A 24,517-nucleotide genomic window follows, 5' to 3' on the forward strand; every position below is an offset into this window, starting at 1 on the left:
GTTCCGGCGCCGCCCTGGCTGGGTCCCCTGCACAGCGCAAAGGAGTCGGCGTCATGGTCCAAGTCAGCTATCCCGGTGTCTACATCGTCGAAAAGGCCAGCGGGGTACGCACCATCACCGGTGTCGCGACCTCCATCGCCGCCTTCGTCGGCTATACGCGCAAGGGCGTGCCCGACAAGGCCGTGGCCATCACCAGCTTCGCCGATTTCGAACGCGGCTACGGCGGCCTCGACCGCGACAGCCCGCTCTCCTACGCGGTCCGGCAGTTCTTCCTCAACGGCGGTACCCAGGCCCTCATAGTGCGGGTGGCCGTCGGTCACGGCACCAGCGCCTGGGTGCTGGAGAACGGCGCCGGCGACCCGGTCCTCGAAGTCACTGCGGCCAGCCCCGGCACCTGGGGCAACGGCCTGCGGCTGAGCGTGCAGCACAGCGGCGTCCGCAACCCCGACAGCGACTTCAACCTGGTGGTGTCGCAGCTTCAGGCCGACGGCGCCACCCTTCTGCCGGTGGAAACCCATCGCAACCTCAACCTCGACGCCAACTCGGCTCAGTACGCCGTCTCGGTGATCAACAACGCCTCCGCCCTGATCCGCGTGGCCCGCAGCGGCGGCCTGACCTTCGCCGAGGCCGGGCGCGCGGTCAGCGGCGAGATCAGCAGCTTCCCCCTGGACCCGACCGGGACCACCATCGCCGGCACCCTGGATGGCACCACGCCCTTCGCGCTTCTCGTCGAAGGCGGGCCCTGGAACAGCGTCGGCGACCTGGTGACCTCCACCAACGCGGCCATAGTGAACGCCAGCCTGGCCGCCCAGTTGCTGGCCTCGGAAACCGGCGCCGATGGCGAGACTGGCAGCGATCACCTGACCCTGGAATCCCTGGTGCCCGGCGAGTCCTCCAGCGTGACCATCGCCGCCGGGGCCTTCGGCAGTCTCAGCGCCACCATCCACCTCGGGCTAGTCAACCAGGGCCGGGAATTCACCGGTGCCGCCGAGCACCGCCCGGCGGTGGTCGCCAACCAGATCCCCGCGACACCCGGCGTGGACGGCACACCCGGCGACGGTACGGCCGTGGTCGGCAGCCCATCGATGAAGACCGGCATCCACGCACTGCTGGACGTGGACCTGTTCAACATCCTGTCCATTCCGGAAACCTTCACCATGAGCGCCCTCGAGCAGGCCCTGGTGATTCCCGCCGCCACGGCCCTGTGCGAGGCCCGGCGGGCCTTCTACATCGTCGACGCGCCGATCGACAGCACCCTGGCCACCATCGGCGGCTGGGCCAACGCCGCCTCCCAGTCGCGCAACGCCGCCACCTACTTCCCCGCCGTGCGCATCGTCGACCCGCTGGACGGATTGCGGCCACGCGCCATGGCGCCCTCCGGCACCCTCGCCGGCGTCTATGCGCGCACCGACGCCACCCGTGGCGTGTGGAAGGCCCCCGCCGGCACCGATGCCGTACTCAACGGCGTGCTCGACCTGGCCCTGCCCGTCAACGACCTGGAGAACGGCCAGGTCAACCCGCTGGGGGTCAACGTGCTGCGCAGTTTCCCCGCCTACGGAAGGGTCGCCTGGGGGGCGCGCACCATGAAGGGCGCCGACGCCCAGGCCGACGAGTACAAGTACATCCCCATCCGCCGTCTCGCCCTGTTCATCGAGGAAAGCCTCTACCGGGGCACCCAATGGGTGGTCTTCGAGCCGAACGACGAACCGCTCTGGGCGCAGATCCGCCTGAACATAGGGGCCTTCATGAACGGCCTGTTCCGCCAGGGCGCCTTCCAGGGCAGGACGCAGCAGGAGGCCTTCTTCGTCAAATGCGACAAGGAGACCACCACCCAGGCCGATCGCAACCTCGGCATCGTCAACATCCAGGTCGGTTTCGCCCCGCTGAAGCCGGCGGAATTCGTCGTTCTCACCATCCAGCAGATCGCCGGCGATCTGCAGTAAAGGGAGTCGGATCATGGCCCAGTTCGCCGTCAACACCCATCGTTTCGATCCCTACAAGAACTTCAAATTCCGCATCAAGTGGGATGGCCGCTACGTCGCCGGAGTGAGCAAGGTCGGCGCCCTCAAGCGCACCACCGAAGTGGTCGAGCACCGCGAGGGTGGCGACCCGTCCACCTCGCGCAAATCCCCCGGCCGCACCAAGTACGAGGCCATCACCCTGGAGCGCGGCGTGACCCACGACCTCGAGTTCGAGGCCTGGGCCAACAAGGTCTGGCACGTCGGCACGGGGCTCGGCGCCGAAGTGAGCCTGAAGGACTTCCGCAAGGACCTGATACTGGAGGTCTACAACGAAGCCGGCCAGGTCGTGCTGGCCTACAAGCTCTACCGCTGCTGGGTCTCGGAGTTTCAGGCGATGCCCGACCTGGATGCCAACGCCAACGCCATCGCGATCCAGACCCTGAAGCTGGAGAACGAGGGCTGGGAACGTGATCCGGACGTGTCCGAGCCGACCGAGCCGGTTCTGGTGGGATGAACCGCGCCATGCAGACGCTTCCCTCGGGGATCGCCCTGCGGCCCTTCGGCGAACTCCCGGACCTCGACCTGGATTTCGCCGACCTCGACCGCCCGCGCCTGGTCACCGACCTGCTGGCCCGCTGCGCCGCCGACGCCGAGTTCTGGTGGGCGCAGCCGGTGGCGGTGCGCAGCGCCGCCCTGCTGCGCCTGGTCGCCATCACCGACGGCATTCAGGCCCTGTCCTTCACCGCGCGCTGCCCGACCTGCGCCGAAGCCTTCGAGTTCGAACTGCAACTGGCGGCGCTGGTGGCCGTCGCCGGCGAGCGCGAGCCCATCCGCGTAAGCCTCGGCCAGGACACGGACGTGGTCCTGCGCCGCCCGACCGGTGACGACCTGCGCCGCTGGCGCAGTGCGCACCCCGCCACCCGCGCCGAGGCCCGGCGACTGATGCTCGACAGCCTGCTGCTGGAGGGACGGGTGCGGCCCGAGGACGAGGCTCGGCTATCGTCGGCCGTCGCGGCGTCGGACCCGCTGGTGGCCCTGTCCGTGGCTTGCGACTGCCCGGCCTGCGGCGATGCCAGCGAAGTACCGGTCGACCTCGACGACACCGCCCTGGCCCGCCTCGCCGCGCGGCAGGGTGCGCTGCTGCGCGAGGTCCATTGCCTGGCTTCGCGCTACGGCTGGAGCGAAGCCCAGGTCATGGCGCTGCCGCCCGCGCGCCGCGCCCGCTACCTGGCCCTGATCGAGGCCTCATGATGAGCGACTACTTCGCCGCCCTGATGCGTTCCAGCGGGCTGTTCAGCCACCGCGCCGAGCAGGCGCCGGAAGCGCCCCCGGAGCTTGAGATGGACGTCCCGGCGCCCAGGGCGCCGGACGCCCCCGGCCCGGCCATCGGTATCCCCCGGGAAAGGGTACCCGGCCGCGAAACGCCGATGCCCACCAACGGGCAGCCGCACCCCGCGCCCGACCCGGCCCACCATGGCCAGAGCCGCCCCGCGCCGAGCATCGACCCGGGCGACCTTCCTCAATGGCAACAGGCCGCGCCCGACGCGCCGCGCCCCCGAGAGCAGGTGCCAGCGCCCGGCGCCCCGTCGCAGGACGGCCCGCCGCGCCCGCCACAGGCTGACGAACTGCTCCGCGCGGCGATGCACTGGGTGGCCAGCGACCCGCAGCAGGCGGCGTCGGCGCAGCGAGCGTCCCTCGACCGCGCCACGCAACCCCATCCGGGCACCCCCGACACCGCGACCACGCGTGTCGCGGCCGTCCCGCCGCACACCATGGCCACGCCCGGCCAGTCCCGCCGTCCGGCCCCAGCGGACGGGGACCGCGCCCAGGAGGTGGTGACAACGCCGGAACCCGTGCCCCTGGCGCCCCGGGTCGCCGCACCGGCCATCCTCCGCGCCGAACCCGATGGACCCGATGGGACAGCGGAAGAGCCCCTGACAATCTCCATCGGCGCCATCCACCTGCGCGTCGAGGCCCCGGCGCCGCAGACCGTCGCCCGCCCGGCCGCGCCAACACCCCCGGCACAGCGTCCGGCGGCCCCCGCCTCCCCCACCCGCAGCGGCCTTTCGCGCCGCGCGCTGCGGCGGCTCTGACCATGGCCCTCGCGGATTCCGGCAGGGCCATCGGCGCCGTCACCCGCCTGCTCCAGGATCACCTGATCAGGCGCGGCTTCGACGTGTCCATCGGCAAGCCGGAGGATGCGGCGCAGAACGACTCCAACGAGAAGCTCAACCTCTTTCTCTACGAAACCGCCTTCGACCCGCAGTTGCGCAACCTCTCCCTGCGCGACGGTGAGCCGCCGCCGCTGTGGCTGGTGCTGAAGTTCCTCCTGACCGCCTTCGACATCGGCGAAAGCAGCGACACCGCCGCCGCCCACGAGTTGCTCGGGCGCGGCATGGCGGCACTGCACGAACTCAGCTTCCTGCCGCTGGACGCCCTGGTGGCGCTGGACGTGCGCCAGGCCCTGGAACACAACCCGGAGCCGCTCAAGCTGAGCTTCGACGAATCCGGCGCCGACCTCCTCGCCAAGACCATGCAGGGCGCCGAGGAACGCTACCGGCTCTCGGTGGCCTTCCAGGTGCGGCCGGTGATGATAGTGCCGTCCAGCCTGCCGCGAGGCGCGCTCCTGGTGGGCGTCGACTACAGCACCACGCCCGAGACCCTGATCGGCCGCGAAGGCGTGCAGGTGGCCGTGATCCCGTCCATGGGATCGCGCCTGGACCGGGTCGAGCCCGCCCGCTTCGAGACCGGCGCCACCCTCACCCTGCTGGGCGACGACCTCAACCCGAGCGACCTGGAAGTCATGCTGGGCAACGTCCAGCTCAGCGTGATCGAGCGCCAGCCGCAGCGCCTGGTGGTGACCGCCGAGGGCAGCCCCGGCACCCCCATCGCCTCCGGCACCACCCTGTCCGCCGGGGAGATGCCCTTGGTGGTGCGTCGGCGCCTGTCGCCCACCCGTACCCGCTCCAGCAACCTGCTCGCCGCGCGCCTGCTGCCGACCCTGGACAGCGCCGCGCTGGTGGGCGGCGACCTGCACCTTCAAGGCACCCTGCTGGGGACCGACAGCGACGACCTGATGCTGCTCTTCCTTCGCGAATCCGATGGCCTGACCCTGCACCTGTTCGACGAGGCCACCACCGCCGCCGATCAGCGGAGCCTGGTCGTCGCCGGCGCGGCGGCGGCGGTCCCGGCGGGCAGCTACCGGGTGATCCTGCGGGTGAACAACCAGCAGGCCAAGGCCAGCCCACGGGTGACAGTGCCATGACCAATCCGCTGGGCACCCACGCGCTGGCCGATCCGGTGGCCTTCCTCCCGGGCATCCACGGCCAGGACGCCCAGGCGGGGCACTGGCTGGCCCAGGTCACCTTGCGCCTGCGCCGCGAAGTCTGCTGGCTATGGCGCGAACGCCTGCTCCAGGGCGGCGGCGAATCTCCCTTGCCGCCGCCGGTGGATGGCGCCCTGGCCGCCCTCGACCTGCTGCGCTACGACCGCGACAAGCGGGCCTTCTTCAGCGAGGACGTCACCGCCCGCTACCTCAGCGAACGCATCGCATCGGCCGCGCCGGCGGATGGCGACCAGGCGCCCCGTGGCTCTTTCGGCTGGGTCGCGCGGGAGCTGGAACTGGCCCCGGTGGAGCGCTTCGTGCTGGCCCTGGCCTTGCTGCCAGGCATCGACAGCGCCGCCGGGCCGGTGATCGCCAGCTGCCTCAACGACCCCACGCGCACCCGCCCCAACCTGGCCCTGGCCCAGCGCCTGTGGGACGAACCCGACGAACTCCTGCTCTGCTTCGACCCGGCCCACCCGCTGCTGCGCCACGGACTGCTGAGCACGGCCCAGCCCCATGACTGGCAAACCGCCCTCGCCGTGCCGGCGCTGGTGGCCCGCGAGCTGCTGTTCCCCGGCAGCGAACCACCGGCGGCCCTGCAACGGGTTTCCCCGACTCCCCTCGCCGAGGGCCTGGCGCCGGCCGCCGCGCGGGTTCGCGCCGCCCTCAGCCGGAGCAACGGGATGCAGCTGCTGCCGCTGCTCGGCGCACCCGGCGCCCCATTGGCGGAAACCGCCGCGGCCTGCGCCGCGCGGGCCGGTGTGGAAACGCTGCAACCCAGCGCCGCCCTGCACCGCGAACACCTCGCCGAGGCGCTCTGCACCAGTTGGCTGCGCGGCTGCGCACTCTACCTGCCGGCCAGCCTCCTGGCCGATCCCACGGCCCACGATGGCGGCCTCGACGCGCCACCGCTGCCCGGCCTGCCGCTGATGCTCTTCATCGGCGCCCATGAGCGCAACGCCCTGCGCGGCCTCGGCGAGACGCTGCCGGTACTCGCGGTGCCAGCCGCTGACCATGCCCAGCGGCTGGCCTGCTGGCGCCAGCACCTGCCCGCCCGCGAACTGGAGCCGCTGCTGCCGGAACTGGCGCGACGCTTCCGCTACGAACGCTCGGCCATCGCCCGGGTCGCCGGCGAGCTCGCGGCCCTGGGCCGGGTACCCAGCGCCGCCGAACTGTTCGCCGCCGCGCGCGCCGACCTCGACCTCGGCACCCTGGCCCAGCCCGTCACGCCGCGCTTCGGCCGAGCCGAACTGATGTTGCCACCGCCACAGGCCGCGCAGATCGACGAGCTGGTGGCGGCCATGCACAACCTCACCCGGGTGCATTACGACTGGGGCACCGCGCGGGCCTGGAGCGAAGGGGGGCTCAGCGCGCTCTTCGCCGGACCTCCGGGCACCGGCAAGACCATGGCCGCCGAAGCCATAGCCGCCGACCTGGATCTGCCGCTCTACCGCATCGACCTGTCCCAGGTGGTCAACAAGTACATCGGTGAGACCGAGAAGAACCTGCGCCGGCTGTTCGACGTCGCCGACTCGGCCGACCTGATCCTGTTCTTCGACGAGGCCGACGCCCTGTTCGGCAAGCGCACCGAGGTCAAGGACGCCCACGACCGCTACGCCAACCTGGAGATCAGCTACCTGCTGGAACGCATGGAACGTTTCAAGGGGCTGGCGATACTCGCCACCAACCGCCGCAAGGACCTGGACGAAGCCTTCCTGCGTCGCCTGCGCTTCCTGGTCGAGTTCCCCATGCCCGGAGCCGAGGAACGCCTGCGCATCTGGCGCGGTGCGATCCCCGCCGGGGTCGACGCCAGCGCCCTGGATTTCGACTTCCTCGCCCAGCGCTTCGCCCTGGCCGGCGGGCACATCCGCAGCGTGGTGTTCAACGCCTGCCTGCAGAGCGCCACCGAGGGTGCGCCGCGCCGACTCGACATGCCGGTGGTGGTGCGCGCCCTGCAGCGCGAGTACGACAAGCTGGACCGCGCCAGCAGCCTCGACCAGTTCGGCCCCTACGCCGCCCTGGCCGCCACCCACCGCACCCGCCGCTAGCCAAGGGGAGACCGTCATGAGCCGCCAACTGCGGATAGACAGCCTGCAACTGGACCTGCGCGGCATAGCCCCGGAAGTCGCCGAGGCCGCCGCCCGCGCGCTGGGCCCGGCGCTGGCCGAGGCGCTGGCCGGGCAGGACCTGCAGCCCGCTCCCCACGAGCGCCTGGACGCCGGGGCGCTGGCCACCCCGGCCGCGACACAGGCGTCGGACCTGGCCGCCGGCATCGCCCGGCGGATCGCCAGCAGCCTGGCCGGAGAAGGGTCATGAGCCTGCTGCGCGGTGCACTGATCGAGTACGGCACCGACCTGATCGGCCCCATCCCCAATGTGGTGATCTTCCAGTACAACCCCGAGTCCCTCACGCGAACCCTGGAAATTCCACCGCGCCCCACCGGCGCCACCCAGCGCGAAACCGGCCAGGCCGGCGAGAAGACCTTCGAAAAGATCAGCTTCAAGGCCCACTTCAGCGCCGCCAACCTGCTGGACGAGGGCAAGGTGCTGGCCGAGATGTTCGGCATCGGTCCGCAGCTCGCGGCACTGGAGAAGATGGTGCTGCCGAGCTCGAAGCTGGCCGGCCTGGTCGGCGCCGCCATCGACGCGATCGGCGATGCGCTGGGGGGCGGAGGCGATGACGCGCCGGCCCAGCCGATCCCCCGCGAGAAGTACCCGCGCATCCTGTTCATCTGGGGCCTCACGCGGGTGCTCCCGGTGACCATCGACTCCATGAGCATCGCCGAACTGGAGTACGACGCACTGCTCAACCCGACCCGCGCCGAAGTGGACATCAGCCTCAGCGTCGTCGCCGTCGACGACTGCTCCGACGACGTGCTGGCCAAGGGGGCGCTGGAGTACTCCACCCTCGCCAAGGAAGCCCAGGCCATCGCCAACCTGGCCAATACCGCCGAACAGATCGTCGAGCTGATCCCGCTCTAGGAGGCCACCCATGTTCCTGCCCAACTCCCGCTACGCCCGGGTCGCCACGGTGCAGACCACCGGATCCACCGGCGAAACCCTGGTCGCCCTCAAGCTGCGCCGCCTGACCCCCGTCCCCGGCGAGCCGCGCATGGTCCAGGCCGGCGACCGCCTCGACCTGCTGGCCCACGCCGGGGCTGGCGATGCCACGCAGTTCTGGCACATCGCCGACGCCAACAGCGCCCTGGACGGCCGCAGCCTGGTGGAAAACCCCGGCGATACGCTGCTGGTGCCGGGGAGCCGGGCATGACCGAACAACGTTTCCGCGTCTGGTTCGGCGCCGATGCCGCCAGCGAGGACCAGTTGCGCCGCATCGAGGAGATCGAGGTCACCCAGGAGATGGACGCCTTCTGGGAAGCCCGCCTGCGCATGGTGCTCTGCCTGGACGCCAGGGGAGCCTGGCTGCACTGGCCGGGGGAGACCCAGGAGCCCTTCTCGCGGATACGGATCGAGCTGGACATCGGCGACGGTCGCTTCACCCCCCTGATCGACGGCCCGCTGGTGAGCATCGACGCCGCCCTCGATTCGCAGCCCGGCCGCAGCACCGCGACCCTGGTGGTACGGGACGACAGCGCCTTCCTCAACCGCGACGAAGAAGCCGAAGCGCCCTTCGAGCACCGCAAGGCCAGCGAGATCGCCAGCGAGTTGTTCGGCCGCTTCGCCCAGATCGCCGAAACCCGCCTCGACGCCACCGAGGCCAGTCCCGAAACCACCACGCGGCGTGGCACCGTGCTGCAGTTCCTGCGCGAGCTGGCCACGGCCAACGACCGCCACGCCTATGTCCTGCCGGGGGACGAGCCCGGCGCCAGCATCGGCTGCTTCCTCGCCGCCCCCACGGACGCGGCGGACCTGCCGCCCCTGGTCATGATCGGCGACGGCCGCAACCTCGCCAACGCCAGCATCACCCAGGACCCGGACGGCGGCGAGCGCACCCACGCCCAGGTGCTGCGGCTGGACGACCAGGGCGTCACCACCTTCGCGACCAGCGCCGCGGACCTCGGCCTGATGCGCAACCTGCCGGCCCTGCCCGCCGACCTCACGCCCCGGCGCATGCTGCCCCCGGCCGAGGCCACCGGTGAAGACCCCACCGCCGCCGCCACCGCGCGGGCCCGGCGCAGCGGGTACGTCTTCCACCTCGCCAGCCAGGTGATTCCGGGCTGCTACGCCGCCGTGCTGAACCCCTATCGCAAGGTGCGCCTGGACGCCGGCGCCACCCCCTACAGCGGCGACTACCTGATCACCCGGGTGGTTCACCGCATCACCCCGTCGCTCTACACCCAGGAACTCGAAGCCAAGGCCGACTCGGTGTCCGAAGTATCGGGCGCGGCGGTGGCCGAGGCCCTCGGCGGCGGCCTGCAACTCTCGGTTTCCGCAAGCGTGGGGATCTTCTGAATGGACAGACTCCTGGAAAACACCGTCGAGCGTCTCGTCGAGCGCGCCGGCACCAGCTATTTCGGCAAGTACCGTGGCACCGTCACCGCTATCGACGACCCCGAGGACCAGTGCCGGATCCGCGCCACGGTACCTGCCGTGCTCGGCGAGCATGCCTGCGGCTGGGCGCTGCCGGCCGCGCCCTTCGCCGGTGACGGCCACGGCATGGTGCTGCTGCCCAGGGTCGGCTCTGGGGTGTGGATAGAGTTCGAGGCGGGCCGGCTGGACCACCCCATCTGGTCGGGCGCCTGGTGGGCCGGTGGCCAGCGGCCCGAGCCCAAGGGCGCCGGTGTGCGGGTCATAGTCTCCGAGCGGGGTCACAAGGTGGTGCTGGACGACGACGCCAACGAGGTGCGCATCAGCCATGGCGACGAGGCGCTCGCCAAGACCATCACCCTCACCGCCAGCGAGATCATCATCACCTGCGGCGCCTGCGAGATCCGCCTGAGCAACGAGGCCATCTCGCTGAACAACGGGCTGATCAAGGTCGGCCTGGCCGGGGTCAGCCTGGTCAACGGCGCCATGAGCTTCGGGGTGCCGCCGACATGATCCCGATCCTCACCACCAGCAGCACCGTGATGTGCCCCCATGGCGGCATGGCCCAGCTGATCACCCGCAATACCGAGGCACGCGTGGACGGCGCCCCCATGCTGCTGCAGACCGATATCCACCCCATTGTCGGCTGCCCGTTCACCCCGTCGATCTACTCGCCCTGCGTGTCGATCCGCTGGGTGACGGCGGCGACCCAGACCTCGATACGCAACGTGCCGGTGCTGCTGCAGAACAGCGTCGGCCTCTGCCTCAACGCCGCGCAGGTGCCCCAGGGCACCGCCCTGGTGGTGCAGACCCAACAGAAGGCCAAGGGGATCTGAGCATGGCACTCTCCAACGGACGGCACCTCGCCTTCCCCTTCCGCATCGGCGACGACGGCCGCACGGTCGCCCCGGCCAACGACGACGCCCATGTGCGCGACGAACTGCTCCAGCTCCTGCTCACCAGCCCGGCCGAGCGCCTGTTCCTGCCGGAGTTCGGCGGCGGCGTGCGCAAACTGGTGTTCGAGCCGGCCTCCGAGGCGCTGCGCGGGGTGGTCAAGGCGCGCATCACCAACGGCCTGACGCGCTGGCTGGGGCACCGGCTGACGGTGGAGCTGGTCGAGGTTCTCTGGGACGACGCCGCCGCGACCCTGGAAGTGACCCTGAAGTACCGGCCTGCGGGCAGCCCGGACTCCCGGGTCATCAAGTTCCAGCGCAGTTCACGCTAGGGGACGCCCAGCATGGCCGCCATCCAGTTCCCAGACCTCGTCGACGAGCGCGCGGACCAGTTGCAGAGCCATGGCCTGGACGGCCTGAAGCTGGCCCTGGTGAGCGTGCCGCCGGGCCCCAACCCGAGCCATGCCGACCTGGAACTGCACTTCTTCAACGGCCTGCACCTGGCCGCCATCCTCGCGGACACGGGCGGCGACCCGGCGCGGGTGCGGCAGGTGTTCCGCATCCGCGGCGGCGCGCGGCTGGTGGCAGGCAACGCCAGCGGGCAGGTGCAGGTGAGCGCGGTGGCGCCACTGGACGCCACACGCCTGTCCCTGCGCATCGAGCCGGTGGGCGACTACTCCACCTACCGCCTGGAACTGGTCTGGGACGCCGCCCTGATCGACCCCTTCTTCAGCGCCATCGGCTTCCGCTTCCGCCCCGGCTGCTTCACCAACGACTGCGCTCCGCCGCAGGCCGGACGGCCACCGGCGCCCAACCCGGCGATCGACTACCTGGCCAAGGACTACGACTCCTTCCGCCACACGCTGATGGTCGCCATGGCCGAGCGCGTACCGGGATGGGCCAGCACCAGCGAGGCCGATCTGGACCAGGTGCTGATCGGCCTGTTCGCCGCCGCCGCCGACGAGCTCAGCGACTTCCAGGACCGCGTCATGGCCGAGGCCTACCTGGCCACCACGCGCAAGCGCGTCTCCCTGGCCCGCCATGCCCGACTGGTGGACTACCACCTGCACGAAGGCAACCAGGCCAGCACCTGGCTCGCCCTGGAGCTGGTGGACGGCCAGGCCCCCTTCAGTCTCGACGACCAGGAACTGGTGGCCTGGACCGGCGACGACCCGCCCACCGCCGGCGCGGTGTTCTTCGCCAGCCGCCAACGCCGCCTCGCCCCCGCGCAGCGCCAGTATCTGGACCCGCGCCTCAATCGCCTGCGCCTCTATACCTGGGGCAACGCCCAGCCGGCCCTCGCCGCCGGCAGCACCACGGCAGACCTGGTGCCCGAGCTGCCCCTGGCGTCCCAGGCCGAGGCCGATGCGCTGCGCGACCTGGTGCGCGAGGGCCGCTGGCGCGAGCTGCTGATCGAAGAGCGCCTCAACCCGCTCACCGGGCAGACACCCGGCCGCAACCCCATGAAACGTCAGTTGCTGCGCCTGCTGCCCGGTGCCGACCTCGACGGGGGCGCTGCCGAAAGCCGCTTCGACCCCCTCACCGGCACCTGGATGCTGCGTGTCAGCTGGCGCACGGAAGACGCCCTGCGCTTCGACTTCGCCTTCACCAGCTTCTGCCCCGGCCCGCCGCCCACCGTGGTGGAAGACATCTCGGTGTTCCGCGGCAACCTGCTGCCGGTGCATGAAGGGCGGCCCCTCCGGGTACGGTTCCTGGAACCCGGCAGCCCGCTGCCGAGCGACGTCCCGGGCCTGCGCCACCGCCACTACCAACGCCTGGACCGCCATGGCGACGGCCACGACTGGGTGCTCGCCCCGCTGCCCGACGACGGCCCGCTGGCCTACCTGCCACCGCGCCTGGGCGGCGCCCCCACGGGCGAGGAGCCGGCCCGCTCGACGCTCTGGCTGCAGGTCGAGACCCCCGGCGGCGGCCGCGAGGACTGGGACGAGGTGGAAAGCCTGGTGCACAGCGACGACTCGGCGGAAAACGGCGACCACTTCATGGTGGAAACCGACGAACACCGCCGCAGCCTGCTGCGCTTCGGCAACGGCAGCAACGGCCGCCTGCTGCCCGCCGGCGCCGTGGTGCATGCCGAGTACCAGGTGGGCGGCGGCCATGCCGGCAACATAGGCGCGGACCAGCTGGTCAACCTGCAACCCCTGACCGGTGCCCTGAACGGTGCGGTACTGGCCGCCAGCAACCCCTTCGACGTGACCGATGGCCGCGAGCCGGAAGCGGCCGAACGCATCCGTCGCAACGCCCCGGAAGCCTTCCGCGCCCGCCAGTTGCGGGCGGTGACCCTGGCCGATTACGTCAAGCGCGCCGAGGAAGTGACGGGCGTGTCCCGCGCGGTGGCCCGCTACGCCTGGACCGGCAGCTGGCGCACCGTGCGCATCGCCATCGACCCGGCGGGCTTCACCGCCCTGGGCGACGAGCGTTCCGACGCGCTCTGGAGCGAACTGCGCCCCCGCGTGGCGGACCACCTGGAAGCGGTGCGGCTGATCGGCGAGGACATCGAGATTCGGCCGCCGCGCTACGTGCCGCTGGATATCCGCGTGGTGGTCTGCGCCGACGACGCCTACTGGCGCGAAGACCTGCGCTTCGTGCTGGAACAGGAGTTCTCCGATGGCTGGACCGCCGACGGCCGTCGCGGCTTCTTCCATCCGGACCAGTGGAGCTTCGGCCAGTCCCTGCACCGCAGCATGATCGAGGGTCGCCTGCAACGCATCGCCGGCATCCGCCACCTGGTCAGCCTCGGCATGAAGCGTTTCTCCGCGCCCTTGCCCGGCGTGCCCGGCGCACCCCTGCTGGAGATCGGCTTCGACGAGACCCTGCTGCTGGCCAATGACCCGGACCACCTCGAACGCGGGCTGATCCGCTTCGACATACAGGGGGGGAGGCGCTGATGCCCTGCGATCCGCTGATCAAGGACCCCTTCATCTTTCCCCGGCCCATCGACAACCGGCCCGGCCTGCCGCGCATCGCCTACCGCATCGGCCGCTACGCCGACTTCCTCGAGGCGATGACCCGCAGCATCGACGCGGCGCCGGAACTGGCCGCCTGGACCCACCGTGGCGCCGACGACCCCGGCATCGCCCTGCTGCAGGGTGCTGCGGTGCTCGGCGACATCCTCAGCTTCTACCAGGAGCACTACGCCAACGAGGCCTACCTGCGCACCGCCGCCTGGCGCGAGAGCGTGGCCGAACTGGTGCGGCTCACCGGCTACCGCCTGGCGCCGGGCATCGGCGGGCGCGCCACCCTCGCCGTCGAAGTGAGAGGCGACGGCCCGCTGACGCTGCGCGCCGGCTTCCCGGTCAAGGCCGACCTGCAGGACCTGCCCGACCCGGCGGATTTCCAGACCGACGCCGAGCTGCTCGCCTGGCCGCACCTCGGACGCTTCAACCTCTACCGTCCAAGGGCCTACGCCGCCACGCTGGCCGCTGGCGCTACCCGCTTCGAACTGCACAGTGTCGGCAACGCCAGCGACAGCGCCAGCCTCGACGCCTTCGAGCTGAAGCCCGGCGACCAGCTGCTGCTGATGTCGGCGGAGCCGGGCTGGACCTCCAGCGGCTCCAACCTGACCCCGCAGCAGGCACCGCAGCAGGTCCGGGTGAAGACCGTCAATCGCCTGCTCGGGCGCGTGATAGTGGAAATCGACGCCCCGCTGCAGAACAGCTGGAACCAGCCGGTGGCGGCCTGGCGGGTGGGCCGCAGCTTCCGCCATTTCGGCCACAACGCGCCGACCCGGACGGTGACCAGCAAGAAGAGCGGCAGCGAGATAGTCGGCGCCTTCGAGTCCGACACCGGCTTCCAGCGCCACCTCTATCCCCACGACTGCACCAACACCAGCGCTTCCATCGCGCTGCCGGCGGACCTGATGCCGCTGGATGCGGAGGTCAGCGACCTGCGGCCCGGCATGCGCGTGGTGGTGCAGGTGCGCGTGGCCAGGAGCGGCATGACCGGCGCCGTCCCCCTGGCGCTGGTGCGCAAGGTGCTTGCGGTGCGTTCGGCCACCCTGGGCTTCGGCAACCTCAATGGCGCCAGCAGCCTGTTGAGCCTGGACCAGCCGCTGATCCGCCATGCCATGTCCGGCTCGCCCTGGAGCGACGTGCGCGACTTCCTGATCCGCGAGATCACCAGCCCGGCGCTCAGCCTCAAGCCGGTATCCACGCCGTCGTCCGCCGCCTTCGCCAGCGGCAGCGGCGCCCTCTTCTTCCACGGCAGCGCAGCCCAGGCACGGGCCCTGGCCGGACGCCGGCTGTACCTCAGGCACCCCGACGGACGCAGCGTCGAACTGACCTGCACCAGCGGCCCGAACAGCTTCCCCACGCCGACGCCCGATGTCGCCCGGCCCTGGCTGCTGAACTTCGACCGCCCGCCAACGCCTTTCACCCGCGCCGACTTCGATGAAGCCGAGCCCAGGGTGACGGTCTACGGCAACCTGGTGGATACCTCCCAGGGCAAGGCCGAGCACGAGGCGGTGCTGGGCAATGGCGACAACCGCCAGCGGTGGCAGACCTTCCCCCTGCCCAAGTCGCCGCTGACCTGGTTCCTCTCCGCCGACGCCGTGCCGCCGCATACCCCGGCACTGGAGGTCTGGGTCGAGGGCCGCCTGTGGACGCGCGTCGACAGCTTCTACGGCCATGGGCCCGACGAGCCGCTGTACATCGTCCGGGAGGACGCCGAAGGTCGCAGCTTCGTGCAATTCGGCGACGGCGAGACCGGCGCCCGCCTGCCCTCCGGCCTGAAGAACGTCCTGGCGCGCTATCGCAGCGGCGTCGGCGCGCGCGGGCCGATCAAGCCCGGCGCCACCCCCACGGCGGGCGAACGGCCGGCGGGCTTCGACAAGGTGGCGCTGGCGGGCATCGTCTCCGGCGGCGCGGACCCCGAGCCCGGCGACAAGGCACGCGAAGCGGCGCCGGGCAAGGTGCAGAGCCTGGGCCGGCTGGTCAGCATCCGCGACTACGAGAACGAGACCCTGGCGGTGCCCGGCGTGGTCCGTGCGGCCGCCGCCTGGGACCTGCACGGTGGCGTGCCGGCGGTGATCCTGCGGGTGCTGCTGGCCGCCGGCCGCGAGGCCGAGTTCGCCGCCGTGCAGGCCACCCTGGCCCATGCCCAGCGCTGCCGGGGCCCCGATCGCTTCCCGCTGGTGGTGCAGCAGGCGCGTCCGCGGCAGGTCTTTCTCGACCTCGGCTACGCCCGTGACCCGCGCTATCGCCAGGAGGAGGTGGAGGCCGCCCTGCGCGCCAGCCTGGGCCTGGCCGCCCACGTCGCGGACGAACGCAGCGGGCTGTTCGGACTCCATGCGCGGCGCCTGGGTGAACCCGAATACGCCAGCCGCGTCGAAGGCCGGGCGCAGAATGTCGCCGGAGTGCTCTGGTGCCGGGTCACCGCCTTCGGCCTGTTCGCCCCCGGACTCGACGCCACGGCCACGCTGCCGGCGGCGCCCCGGCCACTGGCCCAGGTGCTGCCCTGCAGCCCCTTCGAGCTGCTGCAGCTGGCCGCGCCGCACCTGACCCTGACCCCGGTCGCCGATCCCTCAGCGGGGGAATGCCCATGAGCCGAGTACCGCTGTTCGAGCGCCTGCCCGAGATCTATCGCACCCGTGACGCCGAGGTCACCCCGGCCAACCAGCTGCGCGCCTACCTCGGTGCCGTGGAAGGGCCATTCGAGGCCCTGCACCGGCACATCGCCCAGCTCTACGAAGACCTCTTCATCGACACCTGCGACGACTGGGTGATCCCTTACCTGGCCGACCTGCTCGGCACCACCCATCTCAAGGGCGATCCGCGCACCCTGCGCGCCGACGTCGCCGACACCATCGCCCTGCGCCGGCGCAAGGGCACCCTGGGGGCGATCGAACGCCTGGCGGTGAACCTCACCGGCTGGGCCTGCCGTGGCGTCGAGCTGCGCGAGAACCTCGGCTGGACCCAGCACCTCAACCACCCGCGCCCCGATGCCGGTGGCCTGCCCCCCTACGGCAGTCCGGCCCTGACCCGCTTCGAGGTCCCCCGTGGCGGCACGGCGCCCATCCGCGAACCGGCCACCCTGGCACTGCTGGGTACGCCCTTCGACCCCTTCGCCAGCAGCGCCGACGTCAAGCCGGCGGTGGACGACCAGCGCCACCTCAACCTGCCCAACCTGGCGATCTTCCTCTGGCGCCTGGCGGCCTACCGACTGCCACGGGTCACGCCCCTCGCCAAGGGACGCATCGACCTGGGCCCGCAGCCGGCCGGGCTGGCGCGCTTCGTCCTGCGCCTGGACCTGCACCCGCTGGACATCCCGGTGCGCCTGTTCAACACCAGCCGCCCCGGTTTCCTGCGCGCGGCCACCTCGGGCGGCCTGGTGGCCCCCCTGACCGAGGCCGACGCCGTGCCCGGCCCCCTGCTCGACGCGCGCCTGGCCAGCCACGGCGACGCCTACGTGCAACTGGACTTCTACGACCCGGCGCAGACGCCGCCGAGCGGCTTCGACCTGGGTGACGTCGGCCTCCACCTGTTCATGCCCCAGGACCTGGCGCCGCTGCTGGTGCCGCCCGCCCCCCAGGACCAATGGCGCTGGCTGCTGCGTGGCGACAACCTGTGCGCCTGGGAAACCGGCCTGCGCCGCCCCGCCGGCATCGGCGAGATCATCATCGACCCGGATATCGGCCGGCTGCTGGTGGGCCTGGAGACCGCCGACCAGGCCGACCGGCTCCTGGCCCCGGTGGACGGCACCCTGGTCTCGCGGATGCAGGCCAGCTTCACCTACGGCGCCACCGGCCCGGTGGGCGCGCACCCACAGTCGCGGCACTTCCCGGCGCCGCCGGCCGATGCCGAGGTACGCCATGTCGGCGCGGTGACGGGCGGCACAAGCCTGCAAGAGGCACTGGAAGGGCTGGAGAACGCCACCGGACCGGTGATCGTCGAAATCCACGACAGCCTGGTGCACCCCCTCGACCTGGCCGGCTTGACCGGCACCGCCGTGGACGGCACCCATTCCCTGCGCCTGGCGCAGTCGCTGACCCTCCGGGCGGCAGGCGGCCACCGCCCCATCCTGCTGCTGGCCCGGCCCCTGTCGCTGCGGGTGCTGGAGGCCGGCAGCGCGACCCCCTTCTCGCCCGGGGTGCGCCTCGAAGGCCTGTACCTGGCGGCGGACGAGGCCGCGCCCTTCCCAACTGGGCAGGCGCTGATCGACCGTGTCGCGGTGGCGCGCCTGGAACTGGTCGGCTGCACCCTCGCCCCCGGCGGCCACAGCCTGCGCGACGGCGCGCGCGCGCCCATGCAGCCGGGGCTGCGCCTGGCGGACGGTTACGGTTTCAGCGACCCGGAGGATATCGAGGCCTTCGTGCCCACGCCCGATATCCTCATCCAGCGCTCGATCACCGGCAGCCTCGCCGTCGACCCGCGCTACCGGCTGGATATCCAGGACAGCGTGGTGGACGCCGGACTCGGCTTCGACGACGCCCCCAGCGGCCGGTACGCCATCGCCGCGGCGAGCGATCCGGCCAACGCCTGGGGCGCCGCCCTCGATTTCCAGGGCCTGACCTGCTTCGGCCCGGTGCGGGTGGCCGCCGTCGGCGGCCTGGGCGGCATCTTCAGCCAGCGTTTCGAAGTCCTGGACGATCAGCACGGCTGCATCAAATGGAGCGCCTTCAGCGGCGCCGCCGATCGCCTTCCAGCCAACCACTTCTGCGTGCATGCGCCGGATGCGCGGGTGTACTTCACCTCTGAACGCTTCAACGACCCGGGCTATGCGCAACTGCAGCGGGAAACCGACCGTCGCGTGCGCGAGCTGGGGCCGGACGACGATGCGATGGGCGCCTTCGGCTTCCTGCTGGAGGCACACAAATGGACCAACCTGCACGTGCGGCTGCGTGAATTCATGCCGGTCGGCGTGAGGCCGCTGGTGGTACCCGTCACCTGACGAAGGGGGAGCCATGCAAGGCGATTTCTCGATACTGAACTTCGACCCCCACCAGCACGAAAGCGGGGTCAACCCACCGTCCCTGGGCGTGCTGCGCAACCTCAGCGGCGTGCTCCACCAGCAGGGCCGCGTGACCCTCGACGCCGACCTCACCGAGGGCGAGTTGCTGGATCTCGCCTGGCAGGGCCAGGCGGGTCGCGATGTCATCGGCGCCGGCGTCTGCGCGGTGCCGGCCAGCGAACCCGAGGGGTTCCGCGTGGAAGCGGCGGCGGTGGTGGATGGCGGGGTGCAGGTGCATCTGCGCCCCGGTCGTGCCTGGGCCGACGGTATCCTGACGCACCTGGCGGGCGTCACCCCCGACCCGCAGGCATTGGTCACGCGCCTGGCCACCTACCTGGGCCCGCCGCTGGCCACGCCCGAGCCGAGCACCGACCAGATCGACGACGGCATCCGCGACGCGGTGATACTCGAGGTCTCGGAGGAGGCGTTGCACGGCTTCCAGTACCCGCAACGGCTGATCGAACCGGCCCTGGGCGGCCCGGACACCAGCGAACGCGCCTACGTCAACTTCCGCCTGCGCCTGCTGCGCCTGGGCGCCGGCGAAGACTGTCACAGCCTCCTCGCGCGGTTGCGTGACGCCCCATCCGCCAAGGGACGCCTCAGCGCCACCCTGGCGCCGGTGCTGAACCTGGTGGGCGACTGCCCGGTGGTGGGCGGTGGCGGCTACACCGGATTCGAGCATTGCCTCTATCGCATCGAGATCGCCGAGGCTCCGGACGGCGCCCCGGCGCGCTTCAAGTGGAGCCAGTGGAACGGCGGCCTCGCCGGCCGTGGCCGCTTCGACGCCAGCGGCGACCCCGACCGGGTGATCATCGACGCCGGCCGCGCGGCCATCGTCAACTCGGGGCTCAACGAGTTCTACCTGGAAGCCCTGGAGTACGACGAACGGGTGGGTGCCTGGACGGTGGTCTACGGCAGCATCGCCCGCCTCAACACCGACCACGACCTGGAACTGCAGGCGCCCGCCAGCTTCGGCAGCCTGCCGGGCACCCTGGATTCGGTGTTCTTCCGCCTGTGGAACGGCATCGGCGAGATCCAGGACTATCCCGAGATCGCCGACCCGCGAGCGCTGCGTGACGGCATCCGCCTGGCCTTTGACCCCACCGGCCACTACCGGCCGGGCGACTACTGGACCTTCAGCGTACGCGCCGGGGAGATCGGCAATCCGCAGGTCCTGCTCGACCGCGCGCCGCCGGTCGGCATCGTCCATCACCGCGTGCCGCTGGCGGAGATCAACTGGACCGGCCGGCGCAACACCGAGATCTCGGGCAGCATCGAGGACTGCCGCAGGCGCTTCCGCCCGCTGACCAACCAGAAGCTCTGCTGCACCTTCCTGGTGGGGGACGGCGTGAGCAGCTTCGGCGACTTCAATGCCCTGGAGGAAGCCGCCTTCCACCTGCCGGCGGCCGGTGGCGAGCTCTGCCTGCTGCCCGGCGTGCATCGCACCAACCTGCGCCTGGAAGGCCGGCGCAACGTGAAGATCCATGGTTGCCGCTGGCGCACCCTGGTGCTGCCACGCACCGAAACCCGCAGCCAGCCGCTGCTGCACTTCGTCGACTGCGCCGGAATCGAGGTCTGCGACCTGGACCTGGTGACGTTCGACAGCATCGCCGTGCGCATCGACGGCAGCCGCGAGGATGGCTGCCGCGATCTGGACATCCATGACAACCGCATGATCGCCCGCACCAACGCGATCCGCGCCACCCAGGCCATGGGCCTGAAGATCGCCGGCAACCGCCTGCACCTGCTGGACACCGTCGACGGCCGGGCCACCCTGTCGATCGCCGCCGACGACGTGCTGGTCGAGCGCAATACCCTGGTGCTGCTGCCCTTCATCGACCAGACGCCCGACGAGCCGGACGAACCCGACGACGACCCTACCCGCGACCCCGCCGATCCCTGCGCCAGGCCGCAGATCCTCTACCTGCATCCGCTGCTGGTGCGGCAGTACGCCCTCGCCGTCTGGGCCCTGCCGATCGCGCAGCTGCTGCCGCAGCAGCCGTACCGCGCCCTGGGCGGGATCCATCTGCGGGCCGGCTCCGAGCGCGTGCGTCTTGTGGAAAACACCCTGGCCGGCGGTGCCGGCAACGGCGTCACCCTGGGAGGCGACCTCGACCCGGCCGAGGCCCCGCCGCCCGCCGAGCCGCCCGCCCTCCTCTCGGCGACGGGGACTGCCGCGCCGCCGGCGACCGTCAACGTGGCCGCCGGCGGACAATTCCTCGCCCTGGTGCAGGACGAGCGGGGCACGCCCCTGTCCGGCGTCGACCTGTACCTGGAAGACGCCACGGTCGCCACCGACCGCAGCGATGCCCAGGGCATGGCCAGCATCAAGACCGCCCCCGGCACCTACCGCCTGGACGTGTCGCCGCAATTCCAGGTGCTGCGCATCACCGAAGCGCGGGACCAGGGCGTGCTGGTCAACGCCGTGACCCTGGCGGCCCGCGCCCCATCAGAGCTGCGCGGATTCCTGCACGAGATCAGCATCGAGGCCAATGACATCTCGATGATGGGCCTGTCCGGCATCGGCTTCGCACCACGCAACGGCACCGACCTGAAGGGCCCGAGCCGTGGGATTCCCGGCAATGATCCGAAAGCGGCGTTGCTGGCCTACCTCGATGCGGCGCTGCTCAACCTCGCACTGACGCCGTTGCTGCGCGCAACCGATCCGGTACGCGACCTGGTGATCCGGGGCAACCGCCTGCACCACAACCTGCGCAACCCCTTCGACGACGCGCTGCTGGCCGACGCCCAGTTCATCGGACGGGGTGGCGTTTCCCTGGCCCTGGTCGAAGCGGCGCGGATCAGCGGCAACCACATCCATGAGAACGGCCCCCGCGCCGTGGATCCGGTGTGCGGCATATTCGTCGGCTACGGCGACAACCTGGAAATCACCGACAACCAGCTCGCCGCCAATGGCGCCACCACCACCGGCTTCGAGGAGAACCGCAACGCCGGCATCCGTGGCGGCCTGTACCTGCGTTTCGCCGGGGCGCTCACCTCGCACCTGTCCACGTCCAGCGGCCGCCACGCCGCCCTGCGCGTGCATGACAACCGCATCGACCAGCCCGCCGGCCGCGCCCTGACCGCCTTCGCCTTCGGCCCCGTGTCGGTGGCCAACAACCATTTCAACAGCGAGTTCAGCGGCCAGTTCGGCTTCCTCGACACGATGGTGGGCGGGGTGCTGATCCTCAACCTCGGCGGTATCCATCGCCTGCTCGCACGGACCTATGGCGCCTATCTCGCGTTCGAGCCCGGTGGCACCGGCAAGGGCCGCTTCAGCGACCTGGCCGAGCGCGCCCTGCCGGGTGGCGAGACGCTGTTCGACGACAACTACGTGCGCCTGGGCCTGGCCAACCGCTCGATCACCTCGCAGGTACTGCTGGCCGCGGACGACCTGGGCTACGCCGCCAATACCTCGGCGGTCTATCGCGGCGCACCCTTCTTCGCCAACGCCGTGCTGATGGCCGACACCGTCCGCGCGACGGCATCACGGCTGCGCGAGGACCTCGCCAGGACACTCTCCCTGCTGACCATCGGCCTGCGCATGAACATGACGGCGCTGAACCAGGCGGACCACTGCATCGTCGCCCAGCCCGCCGCCGGGATGGGGCCGTTGCCGACCCTGGACCAGCCCAACCAGGTGCTGGACGCCGTCCAGTGCGGCCGGCTGTTTCCCAACCGCGCTGCGGTCGGCCAGTTCCTCGTCAGCGTGCTGGCCGCCAACGCCGAGCCGCTCGGCGGAACGCTGTCGTCCGACGCCTTCACTGCGGCGGAACTGGATACCCTGGGCCGGCAGGCCGGCGCCCGCGCACTCGCCCAGGTGAACGCGACCCAGGTGGCGACCGCCAGGGTCTACCAGGCCGAGGCGGCGCGCATGACGCTCAAGCACGGTGCCGGGTTCCCGGCCAGCGTGGCCCTCAACGCGAGAAGCCAGGCCGACGCGGAAACCAACCGCCTGCTGGCCACCAGTTCGGAAACCCTGACGATCAGCACGCCGACGGCCCCCGAGGGCGGTTCGACCTTCAGCGGCCGCCTCATCAACGACCGCGGCCAGGGCCTGGCCGATTACCGGGTCGCGCTGCTGCGCAGCAACGGCACCGCAGTCGAGACCCTGGGCGTCACCGATGCCAGCGGCGCCTTCAGCGCGGCCTATGACAGCGCCCGGACCGCACGCCTGGCCAAGGAAGGCGAGCTGTTCGCCCAGGTCAGCGATCTTGCCGGCAGGGAGGTGCTGCGGGACAGCACCGCGCTGCGCTTCGACACCGGTGCCGCGCTGCAAGCCACCCTGGTGATGCCGGTGCGCGTAGTGCCGAAGTCGGTGGTGGTCGACGCCACGCTGATCTACGGAACGCCCGCCGCGAGCGCGCCCACCTCGCCGAAGCCGACACCCGAGCCGCCACCCAGGGTGCGTACGCCACTCGACAGGCTCGAGCTGGACGACGCGACCCGCAATCAACTGGCCGCCAGCGGTATCCGGGACGTCGAAGGCATAGTCGAAACCAGTCCGAAGACCCTCGCCAGGATCCTCGGCGGTGCGGAGCAGGCGGAGAAGCTGACCGGGATGGCGAAGCAGGCGCTCGCGCAGACGCCACCGCCGAAACCGACCGCCCCCGGCCGCGCGGCTCGCACGACCGCGAAGAAACCCACCCCCAGGAAACGCTGAGACCCGGGACCCGCGAAGGGAAGGACAGGACTCGCCATGCTCACCACACAGCAGGAAGCGCACCCCCAGCGGGTACGCCGAAACGACGGGGCGCTGCCGGCACTCGCAGGCTCGTCGCCACGGCAGCCCGCCCTTGTCCAGCGGCGGAGTTCGCCCGCATCCTGCGCCTGCGGCGGGTCCTGCCCGCGCTGCCAGGCCGGGTCGGGGCTGAAGGTCGGAGCCCCCGACGATGCCCACGAGCGCGAAGCCGACGCGGTGGCCGAGCGCCTGATGCGCAGGGACTCGACAAGCGGCCCCGTCACCCCCGTTGCCGCAGGCCTGCAACCCAGGTCCGCTGGAACCGCGACACCCGGGGCCGTCGCGCCCGCCAGCGTCGATGCGGTCCTGAGCGGTGCGGGCGAAGCGCTGGACAGCGGGACCCGGGGATTCTTCGAGCCGCGATTCGGCCAGGACTTTTCCAGGGTGCAGGTGCACCTCGACGCGGCCGCCGGGCGGTCGGCGCGAGACCTGGGCGCCCAGGCCTACACGGTGGGGCAGCACATGGTGTTCGCACCGGGCCGCTTCGCCCCCGGAACCGCCGAGGGCCGGCACCTGCTGGCCCACGAACTCACCCATGTGGTGCAGCAATCGGGGCGAAGCGACGGTTACCTGCGACGGCAAATCGATGACAGCGATGGCGGCACGCCGGGGTCCGCCGACTCGGGCTCCCCGGGTTCCTTCGACGGCGACAGCGCCGATGTCGAGATTCCCGCCGCCCCACCCCGTCGCGACGCCGGGGCCGATACCGCTGAAACCGCCGCCCCGATGGGGTCGGGAACCACGGCCGAAATCACCCTGGAAACCGGCAATACGGGCGCCGGGGCCTTGAACAACCTGGTTCACCAGCAGGTTTGCGTGGATCGGCCGTCCCGCTCCAAGCGCTGCTATTCCTTCGCCGCCACCGGCGCCCAGCTGCCGCAGTTCGCTTCGACCTGGCTGGGCTGGAGCAGTTGGGTGACGGGGGCGATCCTGCAGGGCGAGGTCTATGACCCGGCTCCCGTCCCCGGCGCCTCCATCGTGAGCACCCACACCCCCACCGTTGCCCAGGCCGATAACTGGGTCAACTACATGGACGGCAGCCGCCTGGGCCTGCAGGACGGCTATTCCGTCGCACGCCACAACTGCCGGCTGTTCTCGCAGTGGGAGTTCAGGGATGCACCGAGTCACTGGTAGGCGAGGTCAAT

18 protein-coding genes are annotated in these 24,517 nt (G+C 71.2%); all 18 read left to right on the top strand.

The window, feature by feature from the left end:
- Window positions 1-53: 53 nt before the first annotated feature.
- The 18 genes from KF707C_RS21325 to KF707C_RS21410 are packed head-to-tail and all read left to right on the top strand — an operon-like array spanning window position 54 to window position 24,506.
- Window positions 54-1,943, top strand: coding sequence for a phage tail sheath C-terminal domain-containing protein (locus tag KF707C_RS21325; RefSeq protein ID WP_003450442.1), 1,890 nt, complete (start codon window positions 54-56; stop codon window positions 1,941-1,943).
- 13 nt (window positions 1,944-1,956) lie between these two features.
- On the top strand, window positions 1,957-2,475 hold the full coding sequence (locus tag KF707C_RS21330; protein WP_003450440.1) for a phage tail protein: 519 nt from the start codon (window positions 1,957-1,959) through the stop codon (window positions 2,473-2,475).
- An 8-nt stretch (window positions 2,476-2,483) separates the two neighbouring features.
- A complete protein-coding gene (locus tag KF707C_RS21335; protein ID WP_131679672.1) occupies window positions 2,484-3,212 on the top strand; it encodes a hypothetical protein in 729 nt (242 codons plus the stop codon).
- Entirely contained in the window at window positions 3,209-4,054 is an 846-nt protein-coding gene (locus tag KF707C_RS21340; RefSeq protein ID WP_003450436.1) for a hypothetical protein, read from the top strand. The genes KF707C_RS21335 and KF707C_RS21340 overlap by 4 nt, the downstream gene beginning before the upstream one ends.
- Before the next feature lie 2 nt (window positions 4,055-4,056).
- Window positions 4,057-5,226 (top strand): Pvc16 family protein, encoded by a 1,170-nt coding sequence (locus tag KF707C_RS21345; protein WP_003450434.1) that lies wholly within the window; start codon window positions 4,057-4,059, stop codon window positions 5,224-5,226.
- Window positions 5,223-7,334, top strand: coding sequence for an ATP-binding protein (locus KF707C_RS21350; RefSeq protein ID WP_003450432.1), 2,112 nt, complete (start codon window positions 5,223-5,225; stop codon window positions 7,332-7,334). The genes KF707C_RS21345 and KF707C_RS21350 overlap by 4 nt, the downstream gene beginning before the upstream one ends.
- Before the next feature lie 16 nt (window positions 7,335-7,350).
- Window positions 7,351-7,602, top strand: coding sequence for a hypothetical protein (locus tag KF707C_RS21355; RefSeq protein ID WP_003450430.1), 252 nt, complete (start codon window positions 7,351-7,353; stop codon window positions 7,600-7,602).
- Window positions 7,599-8,267: a hypothetical protein gene (locus KF707C_RS21360; protein ID WP_003450428.1), complete on the top strand. Its 669-nt coding sequence runs from the start codon at window positions 7,599-7,601 to the stop codon at window positions 8,265-8,267. The genes KF707C_RS21355 and KF707C_RS21360 overlap by 4 nt, the downstream gene beginning before the upstream one ends.
- 10 nt (window positions 8,268-8,277) lie before the next feature.
- Window positions 8,278-8,556 (top strand): hypothetical protein, encoded by a 279-nt coding sequence (locus KF707C_RS21365; RefSeq protein ID WP_003450426.1) that lies wholly within the window; start codon window positions 8,278-8,280, stop codon window positions 8,554-8,556.
- Complete coding sequence (locus KF707C_RS21370) at window positions 8,553-9,698, top strand: hypothetical protein (RefSeq protein ID WP_003450424.1); 1,146 nt, start codon at window positions 8,553-8,555, stop codon at window positions 9,696-9,698. The genes KF707C_RS21365 and KF707C_RS21370 overlap by 4 nt, the downstream gene beginning before the upstream one ends.
- On the top strand, window positions 9,699-10,286 hold the full coding sequence (locus tag KF707C_RS21375; protein WP_003450423.1) for a phage baseplate assembly protein V: 588 nt from the start codon (window positions 9,699-9,701) through the stop codon (window positions 10,284-10,286).
- Entirely contained in the window at window positions 10,283-10,609 is a 327-nt protein-coding gene (locus KF707C_RS21380; protein ID WP_003450421.1) for a hypothetical protein, read from the top strand. Before KF707C_RS21375 ends, KF707C_RS21380 begins: the two co-directional genes overlap by 4 nt.
- Window positions 10,610-10,611: 2 nt before the next feature.
- Window positions 10,612-10,998: a GPW/gp25 family protein gene (locus KF707C_RS21385; protein WP_003450418.1), complete on the top strand. Its 387-nt coding sequence runs from the start codon at window positions 10,612-10,614 to the stop codon at window positions 10,996-10,998.
- A 12-nt stretch (window positions 10,999-11,010) separates the two neighbouring features.
- Window positions 11,011-13,572, top strand: a complete 2,562-nt coding sequence (locus KF707C_RS21390; RefSeq protein ID WP_003450414.1) for a baseplate J/gp47 family protein — start codon at window positions 11,011-11,013, stop codon at window positions 13,570-13,572.
- Window positions 13,572-16,226, top strand: coding sequence for a baseplate J/gp47 family protein (locus KF707C_RS21395; RefSeq protein WP_003450412.1), 2,655 nt, complete (start codon window positions 13,572-13,574; stop codon window positions 16,224-16,226). The genes KF707C_RS21390 and KF707C_RS21395 overlap by 1 nt, the downstream gene beginning before the upstream one ends.
- On the top strand, window positions 16,223-18,571 hold the full coding sequence (locus tag KF707C_RS21400) for a phage tail protein (RefSeq protein WP_003450409.1): 2,349 nt from the start codon (window positions 16,223-16,225) through the stop codon (window positions 18,569-18,571). The genes KF707C_RS21395 and KF707C_RS21400 overlap by 4 nt, the downstream gene beginning before the upstream one ends.
- A 13-nt stretch (window positions 18,572-18,584) precedes the next feature.
- Window positions 18,585-23,294 carry a right-handed parallel beta-helix repeat-containing protein gene (locus KF707C_RS21405; RefSeq protein WP_003450406.1) on the top strand — a complete coding sequence of 1,570 codons (4,710 nt, stop codon included), beginning with the start codon at window positions 18,585-18,587 and terminating at the stop codon, window positions 23,292-23,294.
- 36 nt (window positions 23,295-23,330) lie between these two features.
- Complete coding sequence (locus tag KF707C_RS21410; protein ID WP_081608066.1) at window positions 23,331-24,506, top strand: eCIS core domain-containing protein; 1,176 nt, start codon at window positions 23,331-23,333, stop codon at window positions 24,504-24,506.
- The last annotated feature ends 11 nt before the right edge of the window (window positions 24,507-24,517 follow it).

It is taken from the genome of Pseudomonas furukawaii (assembly GCF_002355475.1).
GTDB classification, from domain to species: domain Bacteria; phylum Pseudomonadota; class Gammaproteobacteria; order Pseudomonadales; family Pseudomonadaceae; genus Metapseudomonas; species Metapseudomonas furukawaii.

Coding starts and splice junctions, on each gene's coding strand:
- KF707C_RS21345 (WP_003450434.1), top strand. CDS start 4,057: ATGGCCCTCGCGGATTCCGGCAGGGCCATCGGCGCCGTCACCCGCCTG.
- KF707C_RS21355 (WP_003450430.1), top strand. CDS start 7,351: ATGAGCCGCCAACTGCGGATAGACAGCCTGCAACTGGACCTGCGCGGC.
- KF707C_RS21360 (WP_003450428.1), top strand. CDS start 7,599: ATGAGCCTGCTGCGCGGTGCACTGATCGAGTACGGCACCGACCTGATC.
- KF707C_RS21350 (WP_003450432.1), top strand. CDS start 5,223: ATGACCAATCCGCTGGGCACCCACGCGCTGGCCGATCCGGTGGCCTTC.
- KF707C_RS21400 (WP_003450409.1), top strand. CDS start 16,223: ATGAGCCGAGTACCGCTGTTCGAGCGCCTGCCCGAGATCTATCGCACC.
- KF707C_RS21410 (WP_081608066.1), top strand. CDS start 23,331: ATGCTCACCACACAGCAGGAAGCGCACCCCCAGCGGGTACGCCGAAAC.
- KF707C_RS21390 (WP_003450414.1), top strand. CDS start 11,011: ATGGCCGCCATCCAGTTCCCAGACCTCGTCGACGAGCGCGCGGACCAG.
- KF707C_RS21405 (WP_003450406.1), top strand. CDS start 18,585: ATGCAAGGCGATTTCTCGATACTGAACTTCGACCCCCACCAGCACGAA.
- KF707C_RS21325 (WP_003450442.1), top strand. CDS start 54: ATGGTCCAAGTCAGCTATCCCGGTGTCTACATCGTCGAAAAGGCCAGC.
- KF707C_RS21335 (WP_131679672.1), top strand. CDS start 2,484: ATGCAGACGCTTCCCTCGGGGATCGCCCTGCGGCCCTTCGGCGAACTC.
- KF707C_RS21365 (WP_003450426.1), top strand. CDS start 8,278: ATGTTCCTGCCCAACTCCCGCTACGCCCGGGTCGCCACGGTGCAGACC.
- KF707C_RS21340 (WP_003450436.1), top strand. CDS start 3,209: ATGATGAGCGACTACTTCGCCGCCCTGATGCGTTCCAGCGGGCTGTTC.
- KF707C_RS21395 (WP_003450412.1), top strand. CDS start 13,572: ATGCCCTGCGATCCGCTGATCAAGGACCCCTTCATCTTTCCCCGGCCC.
- KF707C_RS21330 (WP_003450440.1), top strand. CDS start 1,957: ATGGCCCAGTTCGCCGTCAACACCCATCGTTTCGATCCCTACAAGAAC.
- KF707C_RS21375 (WP_003450423.1), top strand. CDS start 9,699: ATGGACAGACTCCTGGAAAACACCGTCGAGCGTCTCGTCGAGCGCGCC.
- KF707C_RS21385 (WP_003450418.1), top strand. CDS start 10,612: ATGGCACTCTCCAACGGACGGCACCTCGCCTTCCCCTTCCGCATCGGC.
- KF707C_RS21370 (WP_003450424.1), top strand. CDS start 8,553: ATGACCGAACAACGTTTCCGCGTCTGGTTCGGCGCCGATGCCGCCAGC.
- KF707C_RS21380 (WP_003450421.1), top strand. CDS start 10,283: ATGATCCCGATCCTCACCACCAGCAGCACCGTGATGTGCCCCCATGGC.